Raw genomic sequence first — 23,864 nt, forward strand, 5'->3', positions numbered from 1 at the left:
GACGGCTCTCGCCGTCAGCCCAGTGTCAGGGGATGCTCAGGGTCCGGCGCGCTGAACTGATGACCCGGTGCGCGTCGGCGCCGTACACCGCGGACTCACGCAGCGTGTTCCAGGTGCGGAGGTACGTGCTCACGCTCGCCTCGTCTTCGATCCACAACTCGGAGTGCCACGTCTCGACGATCACGCGGCTGTCGTCGTAGACCCAGAAGGCCGTGGCGGGCGGAATCTTCAGCGAGGCGTTGAGCGGGATGATCCCCAACTCGACCGTGTCCAGCCCGATGGCTCCGGACAACCGGTCGAGCTGCGCGGCCAGGACGGACGGCGGGCAGATCAGCGCCCGGAGCGCGGCCTCCCACATGATGATGTGGAAGCGCTTCGAGGGGTCGTACAGCACCTCTTGGCGCTTGATACGGGAGCGCACGGCTTCCTCGATGTCACGGGGTGACTGCTGGAGTTCGGTGTACCGGGTGAAGATGTGCCGGGCGTAGTCCGGGGTCTGCAAAATGCCCATGATCATGGACGACTCCCAGCCCCGGAGCACGCTGGCGGTCGTGTGCTCAGCCAGGTGCGTGTCCTGCACCGGCTTGTGTCCCGAGGCCAGCTGCCGCCGCCATGACCGGATGTGCGACTCGAACCCTCGGAGTCTGGCGAGCAGTTCGTCATACACGTCCGGCTGCCCGGTCCCCTCCGCCCACGCCCGAAGGTCCTCGGGCGTGGCGGTCTGCTTGCCGTTCTCCAGCTTGCTGACCTTCGGCTGCGGCCACCCGAGCCGCCGGGCCAGCGCGGAACCGGTGAGCCGTCCATCCGGGGCAGCCAGCCGCAGTTCGCGCAGCCGCACCCCAAGCGCTTCGCGCGCCTGCTGGTAGTCGGTCGTCACCGGTTCTGCTCACCTGCCTACTTCGCGGCCAGACCCGCTGCGAACTCCTCGTACGGGACGGCGTAGTGCCAGGCGCCATCGCGCGCCTGGGCGTACCGGTTGACCTCGACGGGCTCCGTGATCAGCTCCACGCTGACGAGATCGTCGGCGTCGTCGAAGTTGAGCCGGGCCACCAAGCGCGAGTCGAAGATCCAGAAGTCCGCGTCGGGGAGTTGGAGTCGTTCGGCGTCGGCGCGCCACAGGTTTCGGATGTCCTCGCCGACGGCGCCGTTCCGCCGGGCGTTGTCGAGCAGGTAGAGCTGCCCAGGGGTGGGCGGGTTGTCTACGATGCGGACACGTTCGAACCGTTTGCCGAGCGCGGTCTGTTCGCGGCGTTCGGCACACCATTCGTCGTCGACGCCCTCCCAGATGACGGGCTCGCCCCGGGTGAACTGCGTGTAGGTGTCGGTTCCCTCATCGGACGCGTACCGGCGGCGGGTCTCCAGCCGCCAGGCCGTGTGCTCGAACTGGGTGAACAGCCGGTCGAACTCATCCAGGCCGATGATGTCCGGCACGCGGGTGACCTCCTTGGGGCCGAAGTCGACGAGCAGTTCGCGCGGTACCACGATGGGTACCTCGCCCTCTCCAAGGTGCCGCAAGCGGGCGATGTCGTGAGGGTCGGTGAGCGCCGGTCCGTGGATGATCACTTCGCCTGTGTCGAGGTCTTCGTGCACGGCGGGGCAGCCGTTCACGCCGCTGCCCGTGCCGTTGAAACGCAGTCGTCGGGCCATGATCAGATCCTTTCAGCGGGGACTGATCCATTTATGATCACCGTGCTCGGGGCCGGGCGGTACAGGTACGCCGTGCCCTTGTAGATATAAGCGGCTATAGCTGACCTCATCTTGCGAATGATTGAGTATAGGAGCTAGACCTCTCAACTGGGGCTCCCCGAGGCTGAATTCATGGCAACAGCGCAGCAAGAGCAGAACACCACGGATGTCACAGCGGCGGTCGAAACTCTGCGGGAAGCACTGACGGCGGCGGGGATCGTACTGCCGTCGCTGGGGGCGGATGCGGCGTCGCCCTCACTGAACTTGATCACCCTCGGCCGGGTGCGCGCGGATGTCGTGCTGCGGCTGGCCGACGTGATCCAGCGGGGGTGCGCATGAATGGATACTCACCTGAGATCGGTGATCTCGTGTGGGACGAGATGACGCGCAAGGTCTGCCGGGTCGTGGACCACGTTGGCCCGTACTGGCAGCTCAAGCCGCCCGGCGGCGGGCGGGAGTGGGACGCGCACGGCCTCCTACGACCCGCGACGGCGGCGGAGAGGCTGTCGGCGGGCGTTGCCCTGGCCAACGCCCGGAGCCGGGGAGAGATGCCGTGAGCGGCGTTGAGTGGCAGTGGCGCGACGGTGGCAGTGGCCCAGGCCACCTGCAATCCGTTCTCAGCCACAAGGAGTTCGTCCGGCATCAGACGGCGTACCAGAAGTACTTCGAGCACGCGTCGGCGTGCCCGGACTGCGTGGACGGCGTGTGCCCCGAGGCGCGGCGCCTGTGGCGCGTGGTCCGGGGACGGGAGCAGTCCGACGAGTAGTGCTGTGACCGCAAAGGCTCGCCGACTTGCTCAGGCTGCGGGTCACCTACGCGATTCGAATGTGCTCAACATAGTGTGGGGCGGGTTGATAGTGCCTGGATACAGGCGGCTGCCCGGGCGTGTGGGGGAGGGGCAATGAGTCGCAGCCTGTTCGTGCTCCGGTACAGGAATGGGGAGCCGGAGCCCTTGGGCATGGATCTGGTGCGGAAGATCCTGGAGCCGTACGTCGCCGCCGACGAGGATTTCCAGGGCGGCGTGCTGATCCGGGCCGCCGATGGTCACGAGGTAGAGGTGGACATCAATGAGGTCTGCCTGGCCGTCAGTCGTTTCCCGCCCGGCCTGTTCTTCGACATCCTGGCCGAGCTGGTGGACCGTCTCGGAGCGAGTGTGACCCCGACGGACCGACCGGTGATCCTGCGCAAGGAAGAAGACCGTGCCCACCTTCCCATGGAGGCACGGCAAGACGCCGTCGCCGTCGGCATGACCGGACGGGCCATCGAGCGCTTCGTCAGCGGTTCATGACCGGCACCTTGCCGACGAAAGGGGGCGCGGCCTTCTTCACGTCTCGTGTGGTGACCGAATAGGTTCGCCGGGTTGCGTCGGGCCGCGGTTTTGAGGGGGCGTCCGCCCCATCGGATTCCATGTACCGGTCGCGTGTCGCGACGACCGAGGCGTCGGCCCAGTCGACAGCCGGCGTGCGGTGCCCGAGCGCGGCCGCGTGTGCTCGGCGAGCAGCCGCGTCTCGTGCGCGTCGACGCTGCGGAATCCGCGCCCTGCTGCGAAGTGTTCCTGCCAGCGTGCTGGGTCGACGGCCGTCACTTGCCTCCTTCTCGCGGCTTGAACTGTCAGCCACGCATGCCGATTGGCCACGGTGTGCGTCCTGCTGCCCGCCGTAGTCAGGGCAGCCGCAGCAGCCTCTCGACGGCCCGACCGAACATGCGCCGCGCCGCCCACCTCAGAGGCCGGTCGAGGAACCCGGGCAGCAACCGCACCCTGATCTCCTCCCGCCAGACCACCCGCGAACCCCCGCCGTCCGCCGGATGCACCTCGATCTCGGCCCACCCCGTCACGAACGAGCCGCGCTTCTCCAGCCGGCACATGCCCGGCCCGTCGTGTCCCGGCGGCTGCCACACGACCACCTCCATCGGGTCGTCGAACGCGAAGAGGCCCACACCCGACCGCGCCACGAACACGGTGCCCTGATGGGTCGGCGGCGGCGTGACCACTCTGACGCGGGTCAGGGGGACCACATCGGCGTGCCGCTGCCACTCGGTGAGCCGGTGCCAGCTCCGGTCGACGGGATGTGGAGACACGCGCTCCAGCAGGAATAGGGCCACGGCCTGATCGTAGGCAGTCGAACGAGACATGAATTCTCACCCAACCACCTGAAATCGGGCGCGATCCCCCTACCATTTCCTCATAGGGCGAGCAAAGTGCCCGCCCTCAGGGGGAGTTGGTCGCCATGCCGCTGAAGACCTACGGCGTACTCATCACACGGGCGGTCGACACCCGCCGCGAGGGTTCGTCCGACAGCCCGCACTATCAGATCCACCTGACGGACGATCAGGGAGTTCACTACCGGGCGTCGGTCAACGTGAAGTCGCAGGAGCGGCCGTCCGAGCTGCTCTATCTGGTGAGCGACGACTTCCAGCACCCGGTCACGGCGCAGCTGGAGGGCCTGGGGTCCGGCTGGAACACGCTGCCGCACGGACCCGGCGGCGCCAACCTCGACTTCGTACGCGGGAACCTCTTCGACCCGGCGCAGTTGAGGTCCCTGCCGCCGGACGTGGAGGGCCCCGACAACGACCTGGCCGACCTGCTCGACCACTACGTCCAGCGCGCGGTGGCCGACCCGGCCGCCCGGATGTACGTCTTCGGCGAACGCTGGGGCCCCGAACCCGCCGTCCGGGACAAGGTCTTCGGGTTCCTGCCCGGAAACGGCGTGCACGACATCCATATGAACCAGGGCAACAGCCCCCGCTTCAAGGGCGACGACGGGGTCTGGCAGGACGGCGGGCTGCTGATCCACTTCCCCGGCCAGTCGCGCTGGGTCGCCGTCTTCCTCGCCTTCCAGAGCCAGTCCTGGCACACGGACGACATCACAGGCCACGCCCTGGTCCCGGCCCCGGAGGACGGCGGCCCCCGCCCCGAGCCCGGCGGCCAGCCGGTACGCATCGTGGCGGCGCTGGTGAACCCCCGGGGCCCGGCCCCCGAGCCGGAGACCGTGACACTCATCAACGCCTCACCCGACCCCGTGGACCTCACCGGCTGGCACCTCACCGACCGCCTGGACCACCGCTGTCCGGTCCCTGCCGGTCAACTCGCCGCCGGAACAAGCCTGTTGGTCCCCGTCACGGGCGAGGTCCAACTCGGCAACCGCGGCGGCCGGATCACCCTGCTGGGCGCCGACGGCCTGAAGGTGCACGGCGTTTCGTACACGGCCGAGCAGTCGGGGCGGGAGGGCTGGACCATCGTGTTCTGACGATCTTTTCAGGGGAGGTCGCGATGGCTGCTGACGGTCCATCACAGAGAGTGCGCAGGAAGCGTACGAAGCAGGCGATCGAGAAGGGCGACGCCCTGCTCGGGCAAGGGGAGTTGGACGCAGCCGAGGTCTGCTATCGCGAGGCCGTCGACCTGACCCCGGACTCCGCGGAGGCTCTCTACAGCGTGGGCTGTGTCGCCTCCCACCGGCGGGACTTCCAGGAGAGCCTGGTGTGGGCCCGACGAGCTCTCGCCGCCGACACCGGGCACCGAGGATCCCGCCTGCTGGCAGGCAACGCACTGCTGGGGATGGAGCGTTACGCCGAGGCGCTCGACCTCTTCAGCGGCGCCGAACACGCGGACGACGTGGGTACCCAGGTCCACATCGCTCTGTGCCACGAAGGGCTGGGGGAGCTGGAGACGGCCGAGAACGAGCTGCGTGCCGTGCTGGAACACGATCCGGCGTACATCACGCGGCATTTGGCCGTCGCGATGTACGACCACAGCCCGTTCTGGGCCGACGTCCACGCTCCCTTGGCCCGAGTGCTGCGGCGCCGCGGCTCCGACGAGGACGCGCGGCTTCACTACCACCTGGCGAAGCGGATCGATCCGACCGTGGAACTCGATCCGGGTTACCTGGAGATCATGCGCAAGGAGGATCTCGAGGACCACTCGGTCGACCGGGCCCGGGAGGCGACCCGGTTCGACGATCTCGACCTCTCCGGTTTCGGAGACCGGCAGGAAGACGTCAGGAGGCTGCTGCGGCTGGCCCACTCCCCGGACCCCGACGCGTTCGCCCGCAGCGCCGACGCATGGGACGCAGAGGAGCGTGAGCGTCTGCTGTCGACCGTCGTCGACCTCATCAACGCCACTCAGCTGAGCGGCTCGTTCCGGCTGTCGACCGCCCTGCGCGCGGCCGGGGACGAACTGGACGACGGCTCTGGACGGGACCTGTTCACGGCTGTGATCTCCGGTCCCTGGCAACGGCTCCTGGAGATCGCCGAACTGCTGCACGCCGGCGACCGGACCGATGAGGAGGCCCGGGCAGCCGCCGCCCGTGACGACGCCCCCCTGGCCGCGCCGGACCTCCTCCTGGCATTGGTGCGGCGCTTCGCCCATATCGACACGGCCACCGCACTGCCGCTCGCCCGTGTGGCCGCTGCGGCACTCGCCGCCCGCGGCAGCGTGGCGCAGGGCCTGGAGGCGCGGGTGCTCGTCGGCAGGACCTGTCAACTGGCGGGCGACCCGGCAGCGGCGGAGCACGCATTGCGTGAGGCCGTGGACGAGGCAGAGGAGCAAGGAGGGACGCACGGCGCGGTGCTGCTGGACGCCCTCTGCCTTCTGGGCCAGGTGCAGGGCGGCCGTGGCCACCACGCACGCGCGATCGAAACGATGCGGCAGTACGCCGAGGTTGCCGACCGGAGTGAGAGGTGGGACCACCGCATCCGCAGCCGGTACAACCTGGCCGTGGCGCTCGGGAAGAGCGGCCAGGGAGCAGCGGCCGACGCCGAGGCGCATCGCGCCGCCGAACTGGTCCGTGCCGCTCCCGCCGAGGAAGATCCGGGCGGGTACAGCGACGACATCGACAGGCTCCTCGACTGGACGGCTGCGCTCACCGGCACCGAGCGAGAGACAACGGCGGCAGTCGCCCCCGGCCCGTCAGCGGACATCTCCGTCGAGGCCCTCCGGGACCAGGCGCTCGACCTGCACGAACAAGGCCGTACGGAGGAGGCGTTGTCCTTGCTCGACCGGGCCGGCGCGGCAGCCCTGGACGCCGGTCGGCGCAGGGTCGCGGGCGAGATCGGGTTGGAGCAGGGAGCGATGCTGGTCGCACTCGGCCGACTCGGCCCGGCCCGCGACGCCCTGGAGTCGAACCTGCCACTGGTCCCGGAGTCCCAAGCGGGTGAACGCGCCGCCGCCTACCTCAATCTGGCCCACCTCCACGGGCAGGAAGGCCGCACCGATCAGGCCCTCGATGCTCTGACGCGGGCACTGTCCGCCGCCTACCGGCTGGGCGATCCGTGGATCGAGGCCCAGGTCCACGAGACGTTGGGCAGCGCCCTGCTGGAGCGTGAGCCCGATGCCGCGATCTATCACCACGGGCTTGCGCTGAGGCTGCTTGGGCAGGACACCGCCGGGCCGGCGGAGCCGCACGAGTCGAGCGTGCGAACCCGTTTCGAGGGGCTCGCCGAGCAGGCCCGCGCGGTGCGTGCCGACCGTGCCGACCTCCTCGCGACCCTGGAGCTGATGACGCAGGAGCTGGCCGCGGTGGACTTCGTCCCGGACCGGCGCAGAGCGGCCCTGATCACCGGCGACACGCTGCTCGACCTCGGCCTTCCGGACTCTGCCGAGCAGCCGTTGCTCGATGCTCTCGCCCTGGCCGCCGCTCAGCCGTGGCGCGATCCCGAGTCCGAACTCGATGCCCGGTCCGCGCTGGGGATGGCGTACCGCCGCACCGGCCGCTACGGCGAGGCCATCGACCAGTACCGCGCGGCCCTAGGGCTGACCGAGGTGCTGCGGGACGGTCGCAGGGCGGCCGCGCTGCACGGCTATCTGGCCATCGCGCTGCGGTACGACGACCAACTCGACGCCGCGGTGGAGTCGTACGAGAAGTCCATCGCGATGCTGCTGCGATTCGGCAGGGAGCAGGAAGTGGCGGCCAACCGTACGAACCTCGCGGCGACCCTCTTCCTGCTCGGGCGACGTGAACAGGCCGTGGAACTGGCCGTGCAGAACCTCGACGAGCTGATCGCGCAGGGCAACGAGGACTTCGTCCTGCGCACGCTCATGCTGCTGGCGACCGAGTACGTCTCTGCAGACCAGTTGCCCGAGGGGCTGTCCGAGCGGCTGCGCGCGGGTGCGGCGCGGTCCACCGATCCCACGCTCCGCGCATGGAGCTGTGTGGACCACGCCGAACAGCTCCTCGCCCGCGGCGACATCGACGGTGCCGAACGCGAACTGGAACGGGCCGTCGACGTGCATCGCGCGGGCCACGACCCCTTCAACGAGGCGATGGCTCTGCTCAACCGGGCCCGGCTGTTGCACGAGGTGCGCCCCGAGACAGCCCGGGCCGACGCCGATCAGGCCTGCCGCATCGCGGTCGCCACCGGTCAGAACAGGCTTGCGATCGAGGCACAGTCCGAGTCCCTGTGGCTGGCCCTCGCCCGGGCCGACACCGCCGACATCGACCGGCTGCTTCGCACGCTCACCGCAGGGTGGGCCGCACGACGTCGTGCCCTGCGCCAGGACCGTGACCGCATCACGCTCGCCGACGAGGCGGTTCCCCTGATCAAGGGCTGTTCCGAGGAGTTCCTGCGGTGCGGCGACCCCGTCCGGGCCTTCGACACCCTTGACCAGGCACGTGCCCTGGCGCTCGCCGATCTCTTGGCCGAGCGGCACCTGCCCACGGATCAGGCCCCTGCCGCAGAGGTGAAGCCGTCGATCACGGCCTCGCCCACGGACATGGCCCGCGCACTCCTGCGCGCTCTGGACGTCCCGGCTGTCGCGGTGACCCTGGACATGTTGGCCGGGGGGCCGGTGCTCGGTGTGCTGCGACCTGATGCCTCTAGCCCCGAGTTCCATCACGCCGACCTGTCGGAGGACGAGACGGCGGCGCTGCTGGACGCCTTCCGGGTGGAGATGCTCGACTACGCCGGCAGCGGCCCCCAGACCTGGCCCAGGGGCCTGCAGCGCCTGCTCGCGCCCGTGCTCGAGACAATCCGCGGGGGAGAACTCGTCGTACTCGTCCCGGAAGGAGAGCTGCAACAACTGCCCCTGCACGCTGTGCGACTCACGGACGGGTCCTCGCTCATCGAGCGCTCGCCCGTCCTGTACGCACCGAGCTTCGCGGCGCTCGACCTGGCGCTCCGTGCGCCGCGGCCTACCGCCGACCCCCTCGCCCACCTGGTCACCGTCGGTGTGTCCTTTCCGGATGAGGCGAGAGCGATCTCACTGGCCTTCGGCGGTCCCTGCCTGTCTGGCCGGAACCTGAGCAAGGGCGATGTGCACCGAAGGGTGCAAGGTGCCTCCTTGGTGCACTTCTCGTGCCACGGCTACTTCGATGCCCACGATTTCCTCGACTCGGGCCTGCTGCTCCGCGTGACCGAGACCCCTCTCCGCGAGGAGATCCTCTCGCTGCGCGATCTCGCCGACTGGCAACTGCACGCCGACCTGGTCGTGCTCAGCGCGTGCGAGACGGGCCAGGGCCGGGCTGTCCCTTCGGACTTCCTGGGTCTGGCGCGGGGCATCCTCGCGGCGGGCGCCCGCGCCGTGCTCGTCACGCTGTGGCCCGTCCACGACGAGGCCACCCAGTCCCTGATGCTCGACTTCTACCGGGACATGACCCGGCAACGGGACGCGACGGGACTGGTCGATGTCGCTGCGGCCTTGGCGGCGGCCCAGCGCAACGCGAGCCGGAACCGACCGCCGTACGACTGGGCCGCTTTCAAGCTGATCGGCTGGCCACGCATCGAATGGAGCGCCGCAGTGGAGGGATCAGGGGATGAGTGAGCCGGAGCACGGTGAGGACGTGCCCTTCACCACGTTCGAGCTGGAGCCGTTGGACTCCGGGGAGAAGCGCTCCTGGCGTGCGGAGGAGATCTGGCGGACCGCACGGCACAAGACCAATCGCATTGCCCTCGGACGGCCGTCCTGGCGCACGGCGACCGGGTCGGCCGCCGCCGAACTGTCGTTCGTTCCCCAGGAGTTGCGGGAGGATTTGCGGAGCGCGATGAAGGACGCCGAGCGATTGTGGGCGCTTGGGCTCGACCTGACGCTGCTCCCCGACGAAGGCTGCCGCTTCGTCTCCGCTCAGCTGTCCCTCCACTTCACCGGCGGCGACGCACTGGACGACGATCTCCCGCTGGTGCGTCGGCTCCGTCCGGACGAACTCCATGAGCAACAACTCGACGTCCAGGAGCGGTCCTTGGGGTTGCAGGTGTCGGCGTCGGGGCCCGTGGTGACCGTGGTCGGGGGAGAGGCCAACATCGGCCGGGCGCGCCGCACGGAAACGAGCCGCACCCTGGTCCACCTCTCGGGCTTCGGCGCGGGCACCGCCGAAGCCGGCTGGCGCTTCCGCCTCACCAACGCACGGGAGATCCCGCTGAACGCCACCGGACTCGAAGCCTTCGTCGTCGCCGACCATCGCTTCCGTGGCGAGATCGCGTACTCGGTCGTCGCACGGATCGAGATCCGGTCCACGGTGGACCGCTGGCTCACTGCTGTCTTCGTACCGAAGGAATCCGGAACACTTCGCCACACTCAGGCTTTTCCTCCGCCGCTCTGACCGGATGGTTCCAGTGCTGTGCGTCGGCAGCGACGCACTGACTGACGCCGTCACCAGCCCGTCCGGCCCCAGCCGGGCAGGAACCGGAGCGGTCTGTCGGGACGCAGTGCTCGGGGCGCCGCTCCCGTACCGGCTGAGCCTGCGCCGACTTCGGCGAGCCACCGAGCCCGCGTTAAGGTACCCACCACCTCGGCCGCAAGGAGCCCGCGTTGACATCCCACGAGCCCCAGCCCATCGCGCCCGACCAGCTCACCATCGTCCCGGCCAACGAGGCGTCCTGGGACGACCTGCGGGCGATCTTCGGTACGACCGAGGCCGGCAAATGCCACTGCCAGCGCTACAAGATCGGCGTATCCCAGTGGGCCGCGGTCTCCGACGGCGAACGCGCCGACCGGCTGCGTGAGCAGACCTCCTGTGACGACCCGAAGGCCCGCTCGACCAGCGGTCTCGTCGCCTACCTCGGTGACGAACCGGTCGGCTGGTGCGCGGTCGAGCCGCGCACCGCCTACCCGCGACTGCTGCGTACCAGGACCCCGTGGACCGGACGCGACGAGGACCGGACGGACGACAGTGTCTGGGCCGTCACCTGCCTCGTCGTCCGCAAGGGGTACCGCAAGCGCGGCATCACCTACGGGCTGGCCCGGGCCACCGTCGCCTTCGCCCGCGACCGTGGAGCTCGCGCACTTGAGGCCTACACGATGATCACCGAGCCCGGCAAGGAGATCACCTGGGGCGAACTCCACGTCGGCAGCCGTGATGTGTTCGCCGACGCCGGGTTCGCGCAGGTGAGCAAGCCCAGCCCGCGGCGCGTCGTCATGCGCGTCGACTTCTCCTGAGACTCACACCGCAGATTCAGGCCACGTACGAGGCGTTCTGCGCCGTGCTCACCACCCGCTGCCCGTCGGCGGCGTTGAGAAGACCCGCGGACACCCAAGCGTTGACCGTGCTCTGCACCCGCGCGACCAGCGCGCTCTTGCCGCTGAACGGAGCCCCGGCCCAGATCTCGTCGAGGAGCGTGGTGCCGTTCGCCCGGGCCGGGTTGGCGACGCCCGAGTCGGTGTTGCCGAAGACGAGTCGCGGCTCGGACCGCCGGAAGTAGGCGTGCGTCGGGTCCTCGGTCCCCTCGGAGAACGGGGCGAACTCGGTGCCGTCGAGGGTGTGGTGGAGAGGCTTGCCGGTCACCGGGGTGAGGGTGGGCAGCAGGTCGCCGGAGAGGGCGGCATTGCGGTAGAGCCCGAACGGCAGGTAATTCGCACTGGAGTTGCGTGCCACCAGGTTGACCGGGCCGTAGAACAGCGTCTGGAGCGTCGGGTCGTCCAGGGCCTTCTCCACCCGAAGCCGGAACGGGACGGCGACGCGTACGACGTCACCGCCGCGCCAGGTCCGGGAGACGGTGAAGTAGCTCCCGGCGACCGGAGTCCCGCTCACCGCACCGCCGTTGACCGTCACGCGGAAGCCGGCGGTCGCCCACGACGGCACCCGCAGACGCAGGGCGAAGGCCGCGCTGCCGCCCCCGACGGTGATCGTGGAGCCCTGCTCGCGGGGGTAGTCGGTGGTCTGCGTGACGGTGACGCCCTTCTCCGACCAGTCGAGGGTGGTCGGGCTGTACAGGTTGACGTACAGCGCGCTCCCGTCCGCCGCCTTGAAGTACACCGAGTCCTGGTACTTGGTGGCGCTCTCCATGCCGGTGCCCTCGCAGCAGGTCGTGCCCTGCTTCGGGGTGTAGTCCCGGACATGACCGGGCGTCAGACCGATGAAGTACGTGACGAGCGGCTTCTCCGCGTCGGCCTTGTCCTGCTTGGAGCCCAACACCTGGTTGTAGAGGGCCCGTTCGTAGTAGTCCATGTACTTCGGGTCCTGCTCGTGGAAGAACAGCATCCGGCTGAGCTTGAGCAGGTTGTACGCGCAGCAGCTCTCGGCGTTGGTGTCGCTTATCGTCCCCGCGACGACCCCACGGGCCTTCCAGAACTCGGCCGTGCTGGTGCCGCCGATGCCGTACATCCGCACCGGTACGACCATGCCCCAGAAGTTCTTCGCGGCCGTCAGGTAGCGCTGCTCGCCCGTCGCGTCGTACAGCCGCAGCAGTCCGGTGAAGATCGGGATGTGCTGGTTGGCGTGCAGGCCGTCGAGGGTGTCGGTGTTCGCGGCGCAGGCGTCGATGAGCTTGTCGAGGTCGAACAGGCGGGCCAGCGCGAGGTGTTCGGCCTTGCCGGTGAGGGCGTGCAGATCGCAGATCGCCTCGACGATGCCGCCGAACTCGCCGCTGGAGAAGATGCCCCACATGCGTTGCAGGGTGGCGTCGGGCAGCTTGGAGAGCCGCGAGTACATCCAGTCGCACAGGCCGGAGGCGAGGTCGAGGGCGCGGGCGTCGTCGACGTGGAGGTAGGCGTCCAGCAGGCCGCGCAGGATCTTGTGCGCGGTGTAGTAGGGCGCCCACACCTTCGTGTAGTCGCCGCTGGTCATCGACTCCAGCGCGATGAACTGCGTCTCCGGGTAGGCCGCGAGGAACCCGGGGTGGCTCGGCCCGCCCCAGGTGCGGCGCAGGGTGGCGGTCAGGCCGCGGCCGGAGGCGTCGGCGAAGCTGCCGCCGGTCGTCTCGTCGAAGGCGTACGAGGCAAGGTTGCCCCGGCCCGCGGCGGAGGAGGCGGCCGAGGACGTCTGCAGTGCGGTGATCTCGGCGGTGGTCAGCGCCCGTGACCAGACGTTGAACTCGTCGAACGCGCCCGCGAACACCGGGTCGGCGGGGTAGTTCGAGCGGCCGAGCCAGTTGTTCGCCAGGGTGCCAAGTGCCGCCGGGGTGAGGGTCATTGACGTGTTCTGGGCCACGGCAGTGCCGTTGACGTAGAGCGTGCCGGTGGAGCCCGTGATCGTCACCGCCAGATGGCTCCACTGGTTCAGCGGCAGGGCGGCGGTGCCGTTGAGGCCCTGCTCGCCGCCCGGGCCGCCGGTGGTGATCGCGAAGCGCGGCACGCCTGTCGCGTTGCGGGGGGCCAAGTACATATAGCGCGTGGTGTCGTTGCCGAAGTCGAAGACCCGCGTCCAGTTGGCGTCGTGGGTGGGCTTCACCCAGGCCGACAGGGTGATCGCCGAGGCCCCGCCGAGAACCGCGGCGGGCAGGTCGACGTACTGGTAGGACCCTCGGACGTTCTCCGCGCCCGTGCCGAACCTTCCGGACACACCGAGCACGGCCGGGGCACTCCGCAGGGCCGCCCGTACCTCGGTCAGCGCCGCGACCATGGCTCGGACCTTGTCGGCGTACACCTGCTCGCCCGTGCTGCCGTACGCCTGGGCGAGCATCGTCAGGAAGTGGCCGGTGTAGTGGCCCCGGAGGTTGCCGTTGGCCTCACCGTCCAGACCCTCCCATCCGCCGGGGGCCACCGCGCCCCGGGTGGAGAGCCCCGCGTTGGCGCGGAAGACCTGGAGCAGCCGGTCCACGTCGTACCCGCGGCCGTGGTCGAGCATCAACTGCCGCTTGGCGGCGAAGACGCCCTGACCGAGCTTCACGTCCTTGAGCTCGAAGGGCCGGAGTGTCCAGGCGGCAGGCGCGGGCAGAGTGGCGGCCGCGGCCCGGCCGGACGCGGCGTAGGCGAAGGCCGGTGCCGCCGCGGCCAGTGCCGCGCTCTGGAGCAGGAACCGTCTGGAGAGGTGGGGGGCCATGCGTTCCTCGTCTCTGCGGGGTGAGGTGCGAACAGGGCTACTCGGCGTAGAAGGTCGCGTCCTGCCGGTCCAGGGCGGTGCTCACCGGCTGGAGCTGGATGAGGTTGGCGTAGTGCCGGACATAGCGGCCGGGGAAGTTGTACGACTCGAACGAGACCCCTGTCGTGGTGTCGGCGAGCCCCGCGCGCCGCTGGAAGGAGGCGTCGGCCAGGAAGCCGGCGGTGCCGTCGTTCTTCTCCACCCACAGCTCGTAGTTCTTGTGACGGAGGTAGTAGCCGGGGAAGTTCGCCGATTCGAGCGAGACCGTGCCGCTACCCGCGAGACCGGTCACCACCCGGAACTGCGAGTCGGCGAGATTGGTGACGTTCGCTTCGAGCCTGGCGCGGAACTCCCAGTGGCGGATGAAGCGGCCCGGGTAGTTGTAGGACGAGAAGCGGACCGGGGTGAGGCCGTCGGCGACCGGGATGCCGAAGTTCGGTGTGCCGTCGGCGTTCCAGTACAGCTTCTGGTAACGGGTGCGCCGGTTGGGGTCGTTGAGCGGGTCGCCGGTGATGTCCTTGTAGTTGCGGTCGTGGTAGACGAGGACGTCGCTCTTGCCGTCCTCCGACGTGGTGAAGGTGTTGTGGCCGGGCCCGTACTGGCCGGTGGCCGCGTTGCTGGTGAAGACCGGGGTCGGCGTCTTGGTCCAGGAGGCCGCGTTCATCAGGTCGGCCGTCGCGGAGGCGGTCAGCAGGCCGAGGCAGTAGTTGCTGTCGGTGGCGCTGGCCGAGAAGGTCATGAAGACCTTGCCGTTCCGCTGGATGACCGCGGGCCCTTCGTTGACGGTGTGGCCGATCGTCTCCCAGGCGTTGGTGGGCCGGGAGATCAGAGCCGGACCGCCGCTGATCGTCCAGGGGTTGGACATTCTGGCGAGGTAGATGTTGGTGCCGTCGCCGACCGCCGGGTCGTTCTGCGCCCAGCTCAGATAGCGGGTCCCGTTCACGACGAAGGTCGTGGCGTCGAGCGAGAAGGTGTCCAACGGCAGCGCGATACGGCCCTTCTCGGTCCAGGTGCCGGTCAGCGGATTGGCGGAGCTGGATTCGAGGACGTACGGCCTGATCTTCCAGATGTCGTTGGTGGCGCCGGCCGCGAAGTAGACGTACCACTTGCCGTCGATGAAGTGGATCTCCGGTGCCCAGATGTGGGCGCCCATCTCGCCACTGCTGTGCTTGGTCCAGATGGTCGTCTCGGCGGCGGTGGACAGACCCTGGAGCGTGGTGGAGCGGCGCAGCACGATCCTGTCGTACGCGGGGACGGTCGCCGTGAAGTAGTAGTAGCCGTCGGTGTGTTTGAAGATGTGCGGGTCGGCGCGCTGTTCGGCGACCGGGTTGGTGAAGGTCACGGCGGGGGAGGCCGGGGCGGCGGCGTGGGCGGGCGTGACGGTGGCGGTGAGGGCCAGGGCGGCGAGGCCCGTCAGCACCACTCGGCGGCTGGGACGGCTCATGGGCGTACTCACTCCTGGGTCGGTGGCGGTCGCGGGTCGGTGTCGGTGTCCGTGGCGGTCAGGCCGTGGTGGGCTGGAGGCGCCACTGCTGGCAGTTGTTGTTGAGCCAGGTCCACTGGCGTACGTCGGCGCCGTCGGCCGTGGAGCAGTCGGCGACGTCGGCGACCTTGCCGCTGTTGGCGTTGACGATCCGGACGTAGTCGCCGCCGGTGTAGACGAGCCTGAATTTCTGGCAGTTGTTGTTGAGCCAGGACCACTGCCGGATGTCGGCGCCGTCGGCCGTGGAGCAGTCGGCGGTGTCCGCGACCTTGCCGGTGGCCACGTTGACCAGCCGGCTGGTGTCGTTGCCGAGGTCCTCGATCCGCCACTTCTGGTTGGCGCCGCCGGTGCACGTCCACTGGAAGATGTTGGTGCCGTCCGCCGTGCTGCCGCCCGCGACGTCCAGGCACTTGCCGCTGTTGCGGTTCACCAGGGTGTACGCGGTCGGTGTGGTCGCCGTCTCCCCGGCGGGACCGGGGAGGGTGGTGCCCGTGGCCACCGGGGTCCCGAAGTTCGGGGTGCCGTCCACGTTCCAGGTGAACTTCTGCGCCCGGGTGGTGCGCGCGTTGCCGCAGCCGCCGCTCGCCGAGCTGTTGGCGTGGTAGACGAGCCAGTTCTCGGTGCCGTCCGGTGAGGTGAAGAACCCGTTGTGGCCAGGACCGTAGACCCCGGCCGCGTCATTGCGCTGGAAGACCGGCGTCTGCTTCTTCGTCCAGGAGGCGGGGGACAGCGGGTTACTGCCCGTCAGTTCCAGCTGGCCCAGCTTGTAGTCGGCGGTCTGGCAGTAGCTCGCGGAGAAGGTCAGGAAGGTCCTGCCGCCGTGATACAGCGGCTCGGGGCCCTCGTTGACCGGCGCGCCGGACGTCTCCCAGCTCAGCGTGGGACTGGAGATGACCGTGAACGTGGAACTGCTCAGCGTGTACGGGTTGCTCATCGGGGCGATGACCAGGCTCTGCGCGCTGCCGTTGGCCGAACCGCTGCCCACCAGGTAGAGGTTGCCCCCGTGTTCGAGGACGCTGGCGTCGATCAGCCAGCCCCCGGGGTTCAGATTGGACCCGGTGAGGGTGTTCTTGTACGTGTACGGGCCCATCGGGTCGGTGCCCGCGCTCTCCAGGACGTGCGTGCGCTGGGAGTCGCAGCAGGCGACTCCGCTCGGCGCGGCCGAGTAGTACAGGTACCACTTGCCGTTGAGGAAGTGGATCTCCGGTGCCCAGAAGTTCGCGTTGCGGCCTGCGGTGGTGTCCGACCACACCTGGACGCTGGGCGCGGTGGCAAGACCGGCGAGCGTCGGGGACTTGCGCATGGTCAGCTCGTTGGTGAACGAGGTCGTCACTAGGTAGTAGTTGCCGTTGTAGTACTCCAGCCAGGGGTCGGCGCCCTTCTGCGCCTTGACCGGGTTGGTGTACGGCTGGCCGGCGGCCGCGGCGGCGGGCTGGGCGGTGACCGGTGACACGAGCAGGGCCAGGAGTACGGCGCCCAGGGCGAACCAGTGACGGATGCGGAACACGGCAAGTCCCCTTTGACGGCCAGTTGTTCGGGATTACGAACGCTGTGCGGGTGTCCGACCAGAAGATAAGTTTCGGGCAGGGGCACGTCAACGCTTCTGACATGTTTCGACTCCGGTTCGACTCAAGGTGCTTGTGGGTGTTTGTCGTAACTCCCTTTGTCTACCGGGCGAGTTGAGGTGACTTTGCCGATCGTTGACAGTCCAGGTGTGGGTGTTGTTAGGTATGCCTTACCTAAGTTCGGACGGGGCGGTGAGTCGGCCGACCGGCCCGTCCGGCTTTTCCTGATGCCGTGAAAGGTGCTCTTCCCCATGAGAGTTGTTCCGTCCGCCCGTACCGCCGCCCGCGCGGGTCTCGCCGTCGTCGCCTCCGCCGCGCTGATCCTCGGCCTGGCCACCTCGGCCTCGGCAGCCACCTCGACCCGCACGATCACCGACGGGGGCACCACCTACAACCTGTCGCTGACCGCGCCGGACGCGGCCGCCGCGGCGGGCCAGGTCATCACCGTCACGGGCTCCGGGTACAACACGAGCCAGGGCATCTACGTCGGCCTGTGCGTGGTCACGGGCGACCCCGGTGAGGCCAAGCCCACCCCGTGCCTGGGCGGTCAGGACGAGACCGGCACGACCGGCGCCTCCTACTGGGTCTCCAACGCCGGCGGCGGCTCGCTCCCCAGCAGCTCCACCTTCGGCACCGGCGGCACCTTCACCGCCACGATCTTCGTCAAGGCCACCCTCGACAACGGCAGCGTCTGCGGCCAGGACGTCGACTGCGCCATCGTCACCCGCGCCGACCACACGGACACCAACGACCGCAACTACGACGTCCACGTCCCGATCGACTTCCAGTAACCGATGACTCAGGCCGGGCCCCGCTCCATCGGGGTCCGGCCTGTCTCGGGCTCACACGGAACGGTCGGGCAGCACGAGCGGTGCGCCGGTGCGCGGGTGGGGCAGGACCTCGACGGGCTGGCGGTAGACGCGGGTGAGGAGGCCGGCCTCGAAGACGTCGGCGGGCGGTCCGTCGGCGGCGGTGCGGCCGTCGTGGAGGACGGCGACGCGGTCGGCGTACGCGGCGGCCAGGCCCAGATCGTGCAGGACGACCACGACGGCGTCGCCGGCGGCGGCCCGCTCACGGCAGACGCGCAGGACGAGTTCCTGGTGGCGCAGGTCGAGTGCGGCCGTGGGCTCGTCGAGCAGGAGCAGCGGGGTCCGCTGGGCGAGTACGCGGGCCAGGGCGACCCGGGCCCGCTCGCCACCGGAGAGCGCGGAGAAGGAACGGGCGGCGAAGCCGGTCGTCTCGGTGGCCGCCAGGGCACGGGCGACGGCGGCGTCGTCGTCCTCCTCGCGCGGCGTGCCGGCCCACGGGGCCCGGCCCATCCGTACGACCTCCTCGACCGGGAACGGAAAGGCGAGGGCGGCCGACTGGGGCAATACCGCACGGCGCAGGGCCAGTTCGGCGGGCGGCCAGGTACGGGCGTCACGGCCGCAGATCAGTACCTCGCCCGCATCCGGTGCCAGGTCGGCGGCGAGGGCGGCGAGGAGCGTGGACTTGCCGGCGCCGTTGGGGCCGACGAGGGCCAGCACCTCGCCCGTCCGGACGGTGAGGTCGATGCCGGTGAGGACATCACGGGAACCGAGTCGCACATGGAGGCCGCGCGCCTCGGCGACGGTGCTGCCGGGCTCGTACGGCTCGGGAAGCGAACGGTGGCGGGTGGCGGCGAAGAGGGATCTCATGCCCAGCCTCCTTGCGTACGGCGGGTGCGGCGCAGCAGCCAGAAGAAGACGGGGCTGCCGAGGAACGCGGTGAGGACGCCGAGCGGGAGTTCGGCGGGTGCGGCCAGGGTGCGGGCGGCCAGGTCACCGGCGAGCAGGACGACCGCTCCGCCGAGCGCGCTGCCCGCGATGAGGAAGCGGTGTCCGGGGCCCGCGGCCATGCGCAGCAGGTGCGGGACGACCAGGCCGACGAAGCTGATGATCCCGGAGACCGCGACGGCGGCGGCCGTCAGCAGCGCGATCACCAGGATGAGGGTGATGCGCAGCCGCTCGACGTCCACGCCCAGATGGCGGGCCGGGCGTTCACCGAGCGAGAGCAGGTCCAGACGGCGGGCGTACAACGGGGCGGCGGCCAGGCCCAGGAGGGCGCACGGCAGGACGGCGAGGACCTTGGGCCAGGTGGCCTGGGAGAGGGAGCCGAGCTGCCAGAAGGCGATCTGGTTCACGGCGGCGGTGTCCGCGAAGAAGATGAACATGCCGATCATCGCGCCCGCGAAGGCGTTCACTGCGATGCCGGTCAGGATCAGCGTGACGACCTCGCTGCGGCCCCCGGCTCGGGACATGCCGTACACGAGCAGGACCGTGGCGAGCCCCGCGACGAACGCGCAGGCGGAGACGGTCCAGTTGCCGAAGAAGTTCAGGCCCAGCGAGATGCAGCAGACGGCACCGACCGCCGCGCCGGAGGAGATGCCGATGACGCCGGGTTCGGCGAGCGGATTGCCGAAGACCCCCTGCATGAGCGCGCCCGCGCAGCCGAGCGAGGCGCCGACGAGCAGGGCGAGGACGATGCGGGGGAAGCGGACGTTCCACAGGACCGACTCGGCGACCCGGTCCAGGGAGGCTCCACCGAGCCCGATCCTGTGCTGGATCGAGCCGAGGACGTCGCCGACCGGGATGGGGTAGGCGCCGAGGGCGCCGGACGCCAGCACGAGGGTGACGAGCGCGGCGATCATGCCCACCGTCAGCAGCCAGGCGGCGCCGCGTCCGCGCCGGTCGGCGGGCGCGGGTGCCGGTGCGGGCTCGGTGCCGGGCGCGCTCTTGGGCTCGGGAGCGCTCGGCCCGGTGGCGGTCTTGGGCCCGGGCCCGGCGGCTTCGCCGGACTGCGCGGGGCTGTCGAGGGCGGTCACTTCGCCTCCTGGGTGTCGTGGGCGTCGTAGAGCTGGTCGAGGTGGGGACGTCAACACCTGGTCGGTGTCCGGGCCGTGGCCGAGCGGCACGCCGTCACCGACGACGGCGACGGCCACGCGGCGGGCGGTCCCGGCCGGGACCGGGGCCGACCGGCGGTTTCACCGACCCGTCGACCACTCACCCCGTCCCGCCCGTCCCCCCGGTCCGCCGACGTCAAGCCCCTCGGTCAGGCGGCCCCGTGCCCGCGCTCAGGCGACGGGCCGGAACTCCTCGCCCAGCTCCCGGAAGACCGCCCCGTTGAGGGCGAAGGCCCGGTTGCACTCCTCGATGACGCGCTGCTTCTCCAGGTCGTCCACCGCGATCGCGTCAAGCAGCGCGCGGTAGTCCCGCTTGAACTCCGCCGGGTTGCCGACACCCTCGAAGACGTAGAACCGCACCCCGTCGCCCTTGCGTTCGAAGCCCCAGGTCTTCTCCGCCGTACCGCGGATGATCTGGCCCCCCGACAGATCGCCGAGGTACCGGGTGTAGTGGTGCGCGACATACCCGGCGGTCCACGTCCGCGCGCACTCCTCGACCCGCGCCGCGTACGTCTGCGTCGACGGCAGCGCGCTGACCGTCTCGCGCCAGTCGGCACCCCGCAGATGCGCGAGGTCGCGCTCGATCTCCGCCACCCGGAACAGCTCGGGCCGGATGAAGGGTCCGGCCACCGCGTCGCCCGCCAGCGCCTCGGCCGAGGCCTCCAGCGCCCGGTACACGAACCACAGCTGCTCGGTGTAGCGCGCGTACGCCTCGACGCCGAGCGTGCCGCCGAGCAGGTCGGTCATGAACCCGGAGTTCTCGGCCTCCGTGTGCTGGTCGTGCGACGCGGTGCGGATCAGCACCGAGAACGGTGACGCGTCGGCTGTGACGGCACGGGCATTCACGAGGGCCTCCAGGCACACGAAAAGGGATGAAGGGAAAGAAATGAAGTGGGCGGCGGCCGCGAAGGGCCGCGCCGACAGCTCAGATCCTCCTTCTTAGGCTTACCTAAGTCAACCTGTTCCCGACAGTCTGTCGGGAACTCCGGAGCGGAACACGGTCACGTGCGGTGGAGGCGGTCGACGAGGATGTCGATGACCAGCGGGGTGCGCGGCCCGTAGCTGAGCAGGACCCCGTCCTCCAGGGTCACGATCCGCCGGTCCAGCCCGGCCGGGGTCTCGCGGATGCCCGGGACGTCGAGAAGTCCGTCGATCCCTCCGACCGATTCCAGGCCCTTGGTCATCATCAGGATCACGTCGGGCTGGGCCTTGACGAGGGCTTCGCCGGTGAGGGGGGTGAAGGGCTTGTCCAGGCCTGCGTCGACACCGGCGTCCACCGCGCCCGCCGCCTCGATCAGCGAGTCCGCGCCCGACCCCTTGCCGCCCATGAGGTAGACGGCCGCACTGCCGCGCATGTACAGGAAGGCCACCTTGGGCCGGCTGCCCTCGGGGACGACGGCCTTGGCCGCCGCGAGTTCCTTGCCGATGCGGGCGTTGAGGGCTTTGCCCGCCGCGGGGACGCCGAGGGCCTCGGCGATGCGGGTGGTCCGGGTCGCGACGTCGGCCAGTTCGGTGGCCGGGTCGAGGACGACGACGGGGACGCCGGCGTCGCGGATCTGGTCGATCGCCTCTTGCGGGCCGGTGTCGGTGTCGGCGAGCACCACGGTGGGGTGCAGGGAGAGCACGCTCTCCGCGCTGACGTCGTGCGCCTTGGTGACCTGCGGGAGCTTCTTCGCCTCCTCGAATGTGGCGGTGATGTCGCGCCCCACGACCCGGTCGCCGAGCCCGAGGGTGAAGACGATCTCCGCCACACCGCCGTTGAGCGGCAGGATGCGGGAGGCGTCCTCGACGGTGACCTCGCGCCCGTCGGAGGAATCGACGGTGACGGGCAACTCCGGTACGGGCGCCTCGCCTTCGAGGGGTACGACGGTGTTCTTCGCGAGCTGCTTCTCGGCCGCCGTGGCGCGCTCGCTCGCGGAGGCCGGGGACGGATCCGTCCCGGAGGAGCCGGAGTCGCCCGCGCAGGCGCCCGTGAGCAGCGCGAGGGCCAGGGTCAGGGCCAGCACCGCTGGGCCCCGGTGCCGCGGGGGCTGGTGAGGTCTTCCGGACATGCGCATCGCTCGGCCTTTCGGGTCGCCCGTCTGCATCGCACAGTTGATCTATAGCTTAGGTTAGGTTTACCTTAGGAACTCGTGGTGGGGGTGTAGACATGAAATTCTCAAGTGGCCTGCGCGGCAGGCGATTTGCATGGTCCGCTGTGGCCGGGGTCACAGTCGCCCTGGCGCTTCCGGCGGCTTCGCCCGCCATGGCCGCGGGAACCTCGGCGACGGGACCCGAGGGACAGAAACTGTCGGTCTCCAAGGCCACGGGCCTCGCCGAAGCAGGCGAGACGGTGACCGTGTCCGGCTCCGGCTACAACACGGAGAAGGGCATCTACGTCGCCTTCTGCGTGGACAACGGGGCGGGCAAGACGCCCACGCCCTGCGTCGGCGGGGTGGACATGACCGGCGACTCCGGGGCCTCGGTCTGGGTCTCCTCCAATCCGCCCTCGTACGGCGAGGGGCTGGCCAAGCCCTATACGGGCAGCGCGCACAAGGGCTCGTTCAGCGTGCAGATCAAGGTGCGCGCCAAGGATGCGAACACCGACTGCACCAAGTCCGGCGTGACCTGTTCCGTCATCACCCGCAACGACCACACGCGGGGCGGGGACCAGAGCCAGACGGTCCGGATTCCGGTGACCTTCGGCGGCGCCGCGAGCAGCGACAGCGATGGCACGGCGTCGGCCGAACCGTCGTCGACCGCGACCGCCGGATCGGGCTCGACGACCAGCGGCACGGCCGGTACCGGGAGTTCTACGAATTCCTCGGACGGCTCGATGGCCAGCACCGGTGCCGATCTCGCCGTACCGCTCGGACTCACCGCGGCCGGCCTTGTCGCGGTCGGAGCCGGGACCTGGTTCTGGGCGCGTCGGCGCCGTGCCGGGCGGCCGGGCGACGCGAGCACGGTCTGACGAAGCGTCACATTCCAGCGGGGGCTCGGATGTTGAGGAGGGGTTTCAAGGTGAGGAAAAGACCCACTGCGGTAGTCCTGGCGGGCGGTGCCCTGTTCGCGCTGCTCTGCCCGGGCGCGGCGGCGGCGCAGGACGGGGGCGCGTTCCCGCGCGAGGTGTCCGGAGGCTATGTGAGCTGGGCGACGGGTTCCGCGGCGCTGGCGGGTCACGGGGTGTCGCTGGACGCCGTCGCGCCCGCCGTACGAGGGTCCGCGGACCGGACCTGGTTCCCCGCCACCGGCGGCGGTACGGACCCCGGAACCGGCGACGCGGACATCGACCTCGGCGGCACCGCCCGCCTCACCGGGTCCGCGGACCCGGCCAGAACCCTGCTCCTCGACGGCCTGCGGCTGAGCATCGAGGACGGCGCCGGTGCGCTGTACGTACGGACCGAACTCGACGGCCGGAAACGCGACTTCGCCCTGGCCGGCGTACGGCCGGGCGGTGCCGGACCCGCCGTACGCGACGGCGGTGTGACCTGGACCGGACTGCGGGCGTCCCTCACGGACGAGGGTGCACGGCTGCTGTCCACCTGGAGCGGGCAGCAGTTCGCGGCGGGGGACGGGCTGGGCACACTCGACGTGACCGTGGGAACGGGATCCGCGGGCGGTGCGTCCGAGGACCCCGCGCAGCCCGACGAGACGCCGCAGGCGTCACCGGGCGCCACCGCCCCGGACGAACAGCAGACGGCGCCGGAGCAGACGGCCGACGGGGCCGGGCCCACGGCGGCGGTGGCCCTCGCCGACCTGGCCGCGGGCGCCGAACAGGACGTCACGGGCGAGGGGTTCGAGCCGGGCGAGGTGGTCCTGGTCGCGATCGACGAGGACACCCGGTACCAGACGGTGGCCGACGCCGAGGGCCGGGTCTCCCGGACGTTCCCGGTGTACGCCTCCGCCGTCGAGGGCGCCCACACGGTCGAGCTGTACACCGTGACCGGGGCGCGCAGCGCGGTCGCGCAGTTCCTGGTGCGGGACGCGGGCTGATCCAACGCCGA

Annotated in this window: 21 protein-coding genes; 11 read left to right on the forward strand and 10 right to left on the reverse strand. The window is 70.1% G+C overall.

Features of this window, described 5'->3' with window-relative positions; translation table 11 throughout:
- Positions 1–25: 25 nt before the first annotated feature.
- Both OG219_RS37640 and OG219_RS37645 read right to left on the reverse strand, forming a co-directional pair.
- Positions 26–877: a helix-turn-helix transcriptional regulator gene (locus OG219_RS37640; protein WP_266834256.1), complete on the reverse strand. Its 852-nt coding sequence runs from the start codon at positions 875–877 to the stop codon at positions 26–28.
- Positions 878–894: 17 nt separating this feature from the next.
- Positions 895–1,647, reverse strand: a complete 753-nt coding sequence (locus OG219_RS37645; protein ID WP_266834258.1) for a DUF6879 family protein — start codon at positions 1,645–1,647, stop codon at positions 895–897.
- A gap of 171 nt (positions 1,648–1,818) precedes the next feature.
- On the opposite strand from OG219_RS37645, the gene OG219_RS37650 reads away from it, so the two are divergent.
- From OG219_RS37650 to OG219_RS37665, 4 genes are all read left to right on the forward strand, one after another.
- Complete coding sequence (locus tag OG219_RS37650; RefSeq protein WP_266834260.1) at positions 1,819–2,025, forward strand: hypothetical protein; 207 nt, start codon at positions 1,819–1,821, stop codon at positions 2,023–2,025.
- Positions 2,022–2,243, forward strand: a complete 222-nt coding sequence (locus tag OG219_RS37655; protein WP_266834262.1) for a hypothetical protein — start codon at positions 2,022–2,024, stop codon at positions 2,241–2,243. Before OG219_RS37650 ends, OG219_RS37655 begins: the two co-directional genes overlap by 4 nt.
- Complete coding sequence (locus OG219_RS37660; RefSeq protein WP_266834264.1) at positions 2,240–2,452, forward strand: hypothetical protein; 213 nt, start codon at positions 2,240–2,242, stop codon at positions 2,450–2,452. The genes OG219_RS37655 and OG219_RS37660 overlap by 4 nt, the downstream gene beginning before the upstream one ends.
- 135 nt (positions 2,453–2,587) lie before the next feature.
- On the forward strand, positions 2,588–2,974 hold the full coding sequence (locus tag OG219_RS37665; RefSeq protein WP_266834266.1) for a hypothetical protein: 387 nt from the start codon (positions 2,588–2,590) through the stop codon (positions 2,972–2,974).
- Between the two features lie 374 nt (positions 2,975–3,348).
- Here OG219_RS37665 and OG219_RS37670 read toward each other — a convergent pair whose 3' ends face one another.
- Positions 3,349–3,789, reverse strand: a complete 441-nt coding sequence (locus OG219_RS37670; RefSeq protein WP_266834268.1) for an SRPBCC family protein — start codon at positions 3,787–3,789, stop codon at positions 3,349–3,351.
- Between the two features lie 125 nt (positions 3,790–3,914).
- Between OG219_RS37670 and OG219_RS37675 the strand changes: the two genes are divergently transcribed.
- From OG219_RS37675 to OG219_RS37690, 4 genes are all read left to right on the forward strand, one after another.
- Positions 3,915–4,934: a DUF2278 family protein gene (locus OG219_RS37675; protein WP_266834270.1), complete on the forward strand. Its 1,020-nt coding sequence runs from the start codon at positions 3,915–3,917 to the stop codon at positions 4,932–4,934.
- A gap of 50 nt (positions 4,935–4,984) precedes the next feature.
- A complete protein-coding gene (locus tag OG219_RS37680; RefSeq protein WP_266834272.1) occupies positions 4,985–9,442 on the forward strand; it encodes a CHAT domain-containing protein in 4,458 nt (1,485 codons plus the stop codon).
- Positions 9,435–10,217 carry a hypothetical protein gene (locus OG219_RS37685; RefSeq protein WP_266834274.1) on the forward strand — a complete coding sequence of 261 codons (783 nt, stop codon included), beginning with the start codon at positions 9,435–9,437 and terminating at the stop codon, positions 10,215–10,217. Before OG219_RS37680 ends, OG219_RS37685 begins: the two co-directional genes overlap by 8 nt.
- Before the next feature lie 209 nt (positions 10,218–10,426).
- A complete protein-coding gene (locus OG219_RS37690) occupies positions 10,427–11,053 on the forward strand; it encodes a GNAT family N-acetyltransferase (protein ID WP_266834276.1) in 627 nt (208 codons plus the stop codon).
- Positions 11,054–11,069: 16 nt separating this feature from the next.
- On the opposite strand, the gene OG219_RS37695 is transcribed toward OG219_RS37690, so the two are convergent.
- The 3 genes from OG219_RS37695 to OG219_RS37705 are packed head-to-tail and all read right to left on the reverse strand — an operon-like array spanning position 11,070 to position 16,903.
- Positions 11,070–13,874 (reverse strand): beta-L-arabinofuranosidase domain-containing protein, encoded by a 2,805-nt coding sequence (locus OG219_RS37695; RefSeq protein WP_266834278.1) that lies wholly within the window; start codon positions 13,872–13,874, stop codon positions 11,070–11,072.
- Positions 13,875–13,911: 37 nt separating this feature from the next.
- A complete protein-coding gene (locus tag OG219_RS37700; protein WP_266834280.1) occupies positions 13,912–15,357 on the reverse strand; it encodes a family 43 glycosylhydrolase in 1,446 nt (481 codons plus the stop codon).
- Between the two features lie 58 nt (positions 15,358–15,415).
- The gene (locus OG219_RS37705; protein ID WP_266834282.1) at positions 15,416–16,903 is read right to left on the reverse strand and encodes a family 43 glycosylhydrolase; all 1,488 of its coding nucleotides are present in this window, start codon (positions 16,901–16,903) and stop codon (positions 15,416–15,418) included.
- A gap of 309 nt (positions 16,904–17,212) precedes the next feature.
- Here OG219_RS37705 and OG219_RS37710 point away from each other — a divergent pair, with 309 nt between their 5' ends.
- Positions 17,213–17,752 (forward strand): hypothetical protein, encoded by a 540-nt coding sequence (locus OG219_RS37710; protein WP_266834284.1) that lies wholly within the window; start codon positions 17,213–17,215, stop codon positions 17,750–17,752.
- Positions 17,753–17,803: 51 nt separating this feature from the next.
- On the opposite strand, the gene OG219_RS37715 is transcribed toward OG219_RS37710, so the two are convergent.
- The 4 genes from OG219_RS37715 to OG219_RS37730 all read right to left on the reverse strand — a co-directional run bounded on the left by OG219_RS37715 (position 17,804) and on the right by OG219_RS37730 (position 21,938).
- Positions 17,804–18,637 carry a heme ABC transporter ATP-binding protein gene (locus OG219_RS37715; protein WP_266834286.1) on the reverse strand — a complete coding sequence of 278 codons (834 nt, stop codon included), beginning with the start codon at positions 18,635–18,637 and terminating at the stop codon, positions 17,804–17,806.
- Positions 18,634–19,629 (reverse strand): iron ABC transporter permease, encoded by a 996-nt coding sequence (locus tag OG219_RS37720; RefSeq protein WP_266836363.1) that lies wholly within the window; start codon positions 19,627–19,629, stop codon positions 18,634–18,636. Before OG219_RS37720 ends, OG219_RS37715 begins: the two co-directional genes overlap by 4 nt.
- A 423-nt stretch (positions 19,630–20,052) precedes the next feature.
- Positions 20,053–20,727 carry a heme oxygenase (biliverdin-producing) gene (locus tag OG219_RS37725; protein WP_266834288.1) on the reverse strand — a complete coding sequence of 225 codons (675 nt, stop codon included), beginning with the start codon at positions 20,725–20,727 and terminating at the stop codon, positions 20,053–20,055.
- 155 nt (positions 20,728–20,882) lie between these two features.
- Entirely contained in the window at positions 20,883–21,938 is a 1,056-nt protein-coding gene (locus tag OG219_RS37730) for a hemin ABC transporter substrate-binding protein (protein ID WP_266834290.1), read from the reverse strand.
- A 140-nt stretch (positions 21,939–22,078) separates the two neighbouring features.
- On the opposite strand from OG219_RS37730, the gene OG219_RS37735 reads away from it, so the two are divergent.
- Both OG219_RS37735 and OG219_RS37740 read left to right on the forward strand, forming a co-directional pair.
- Positions 22,079–22,831: a hypothetical protein gene (locus tag OG219_RS37735; RefSeq protein WP_266834292.1), complete on the forward strand. Its 753-nt coding sequence runs from the start codon at positions 22,079–22,081 to the stop codon at positions 22,829–22,831.
- A 50-nt stretch (positions 22,832–22,881) separates the two neighbouring features.
- A complete protein-coding gene (locus OG219_RS37740; protein WP_266834294.1) occupies positions 22,882–23,853 on the forward strand; it encodes an HtaA domain-containing protein in 972 nt (323 codons plus the stop codon).
- Positions 23,854–23,864: the final 11 nt, after the last annotated feature.

Source organism: Streptomyces sp. NBC_00038 (assembly GCF_026343635.1).
GTDB lineage: Bacteria > Actinomycetota > Actinomycetes > Streptomycetales > Streptomycetaceae > Streptomyces.

What these genes read in the sequence shown, in the direction of transcription:
- OG219_RS37645 (WP_266834258.1), bottom strand. Translation starts at nt 1,647, where the DNA reads ATGGCCCGACGACTGCGTTTCAACGGCACGGGCAGCGGCGTGAACGGC.
- OG219_RS37650 (WP_266834260.1), top strand. Translation starts at nt 1,819, where the DNA reads ATGGCAACAGCGCAGCAAGAGCAGAACACCACGGATGTCACAGCGGCG.
- OG219_RS37655 (WP_266834262.1), top strand. Translation starts at nt 2,022, where the DNA reads ATGAATGGATACTCACCTGAGATCGGTGATCTCGTGTGGGACGAGATG.
- OG219_RS37665 (WP_266834266.1), top strand. Translation starts at nt 2,588, where the DNA reads ATGAGTCGCAGCCTGTTCGTGCTCCGGTACAGGAATGGGGAGCCGGAG.
- OG219_RS37675 (WP_266834270.1), top strand. Translation starts at nt 3,915, where the DNA reads ATGCCGCTGAAGACCTACGGCGTACTCATCACACGGGCGGTCGACACC.
- OG219_RS37685 (WP_266834274.1), top strand. Translation starts at nt 9,435, where the DNA reads ATGAGTGAGCCGGAGCACGGTGAGGACGTGCCCTTCACCACGTTCGAG.
- OG219_RS37695 (WP_266834278.1), bottom strand. Translation starts at nt 13,874, where the DNA reads ATGGCCCCCCACCTCTCCAGACGGTTCCTGCTCCAGAGCGCGGCACTG.
- OG219_RS37700 (WP_266834280.1), bottom strand. Translation starts at nt 15,357, where the DNA reads ATGAGCCGTCCCAGCCGCCGAGTGGTGCTGACGGGCCTCGCCGCCCTG.
- OG219_RS37710 (WP_266834284.1), top strand. Translation starts at nt 17,213, where the DNA reads ATGAGAGTTGTTCCGTCCGCCCGTACCGCCGCCCGCGCGGGTCTCGCC.
- OG219_RS37715 (WP_266834286.1), bottom strand. Translation starts at nt 18,637, where the DNA reads ATGAGATCCCTCTTCGCCGCCACCCGCCACCGTTCGCTTCCCGAGCCG.
- OG219_RS37720 (WP_266836363.1), bottom strand. Translation starts at nt 19,629, where the DNA reads ATGATCGCCGCGCTCGTCACCCTCGTGCTGGCGTCCGGCGCCCTCGGC.
- OG219_RS37730 (WP_266834290.1), bottom strand. Translation starts at nt 21,938, where the DNA reads ATGCGCATGTCCGGAAGACCTCACCAGCCCCCGCGGCACCGGGGCCCA.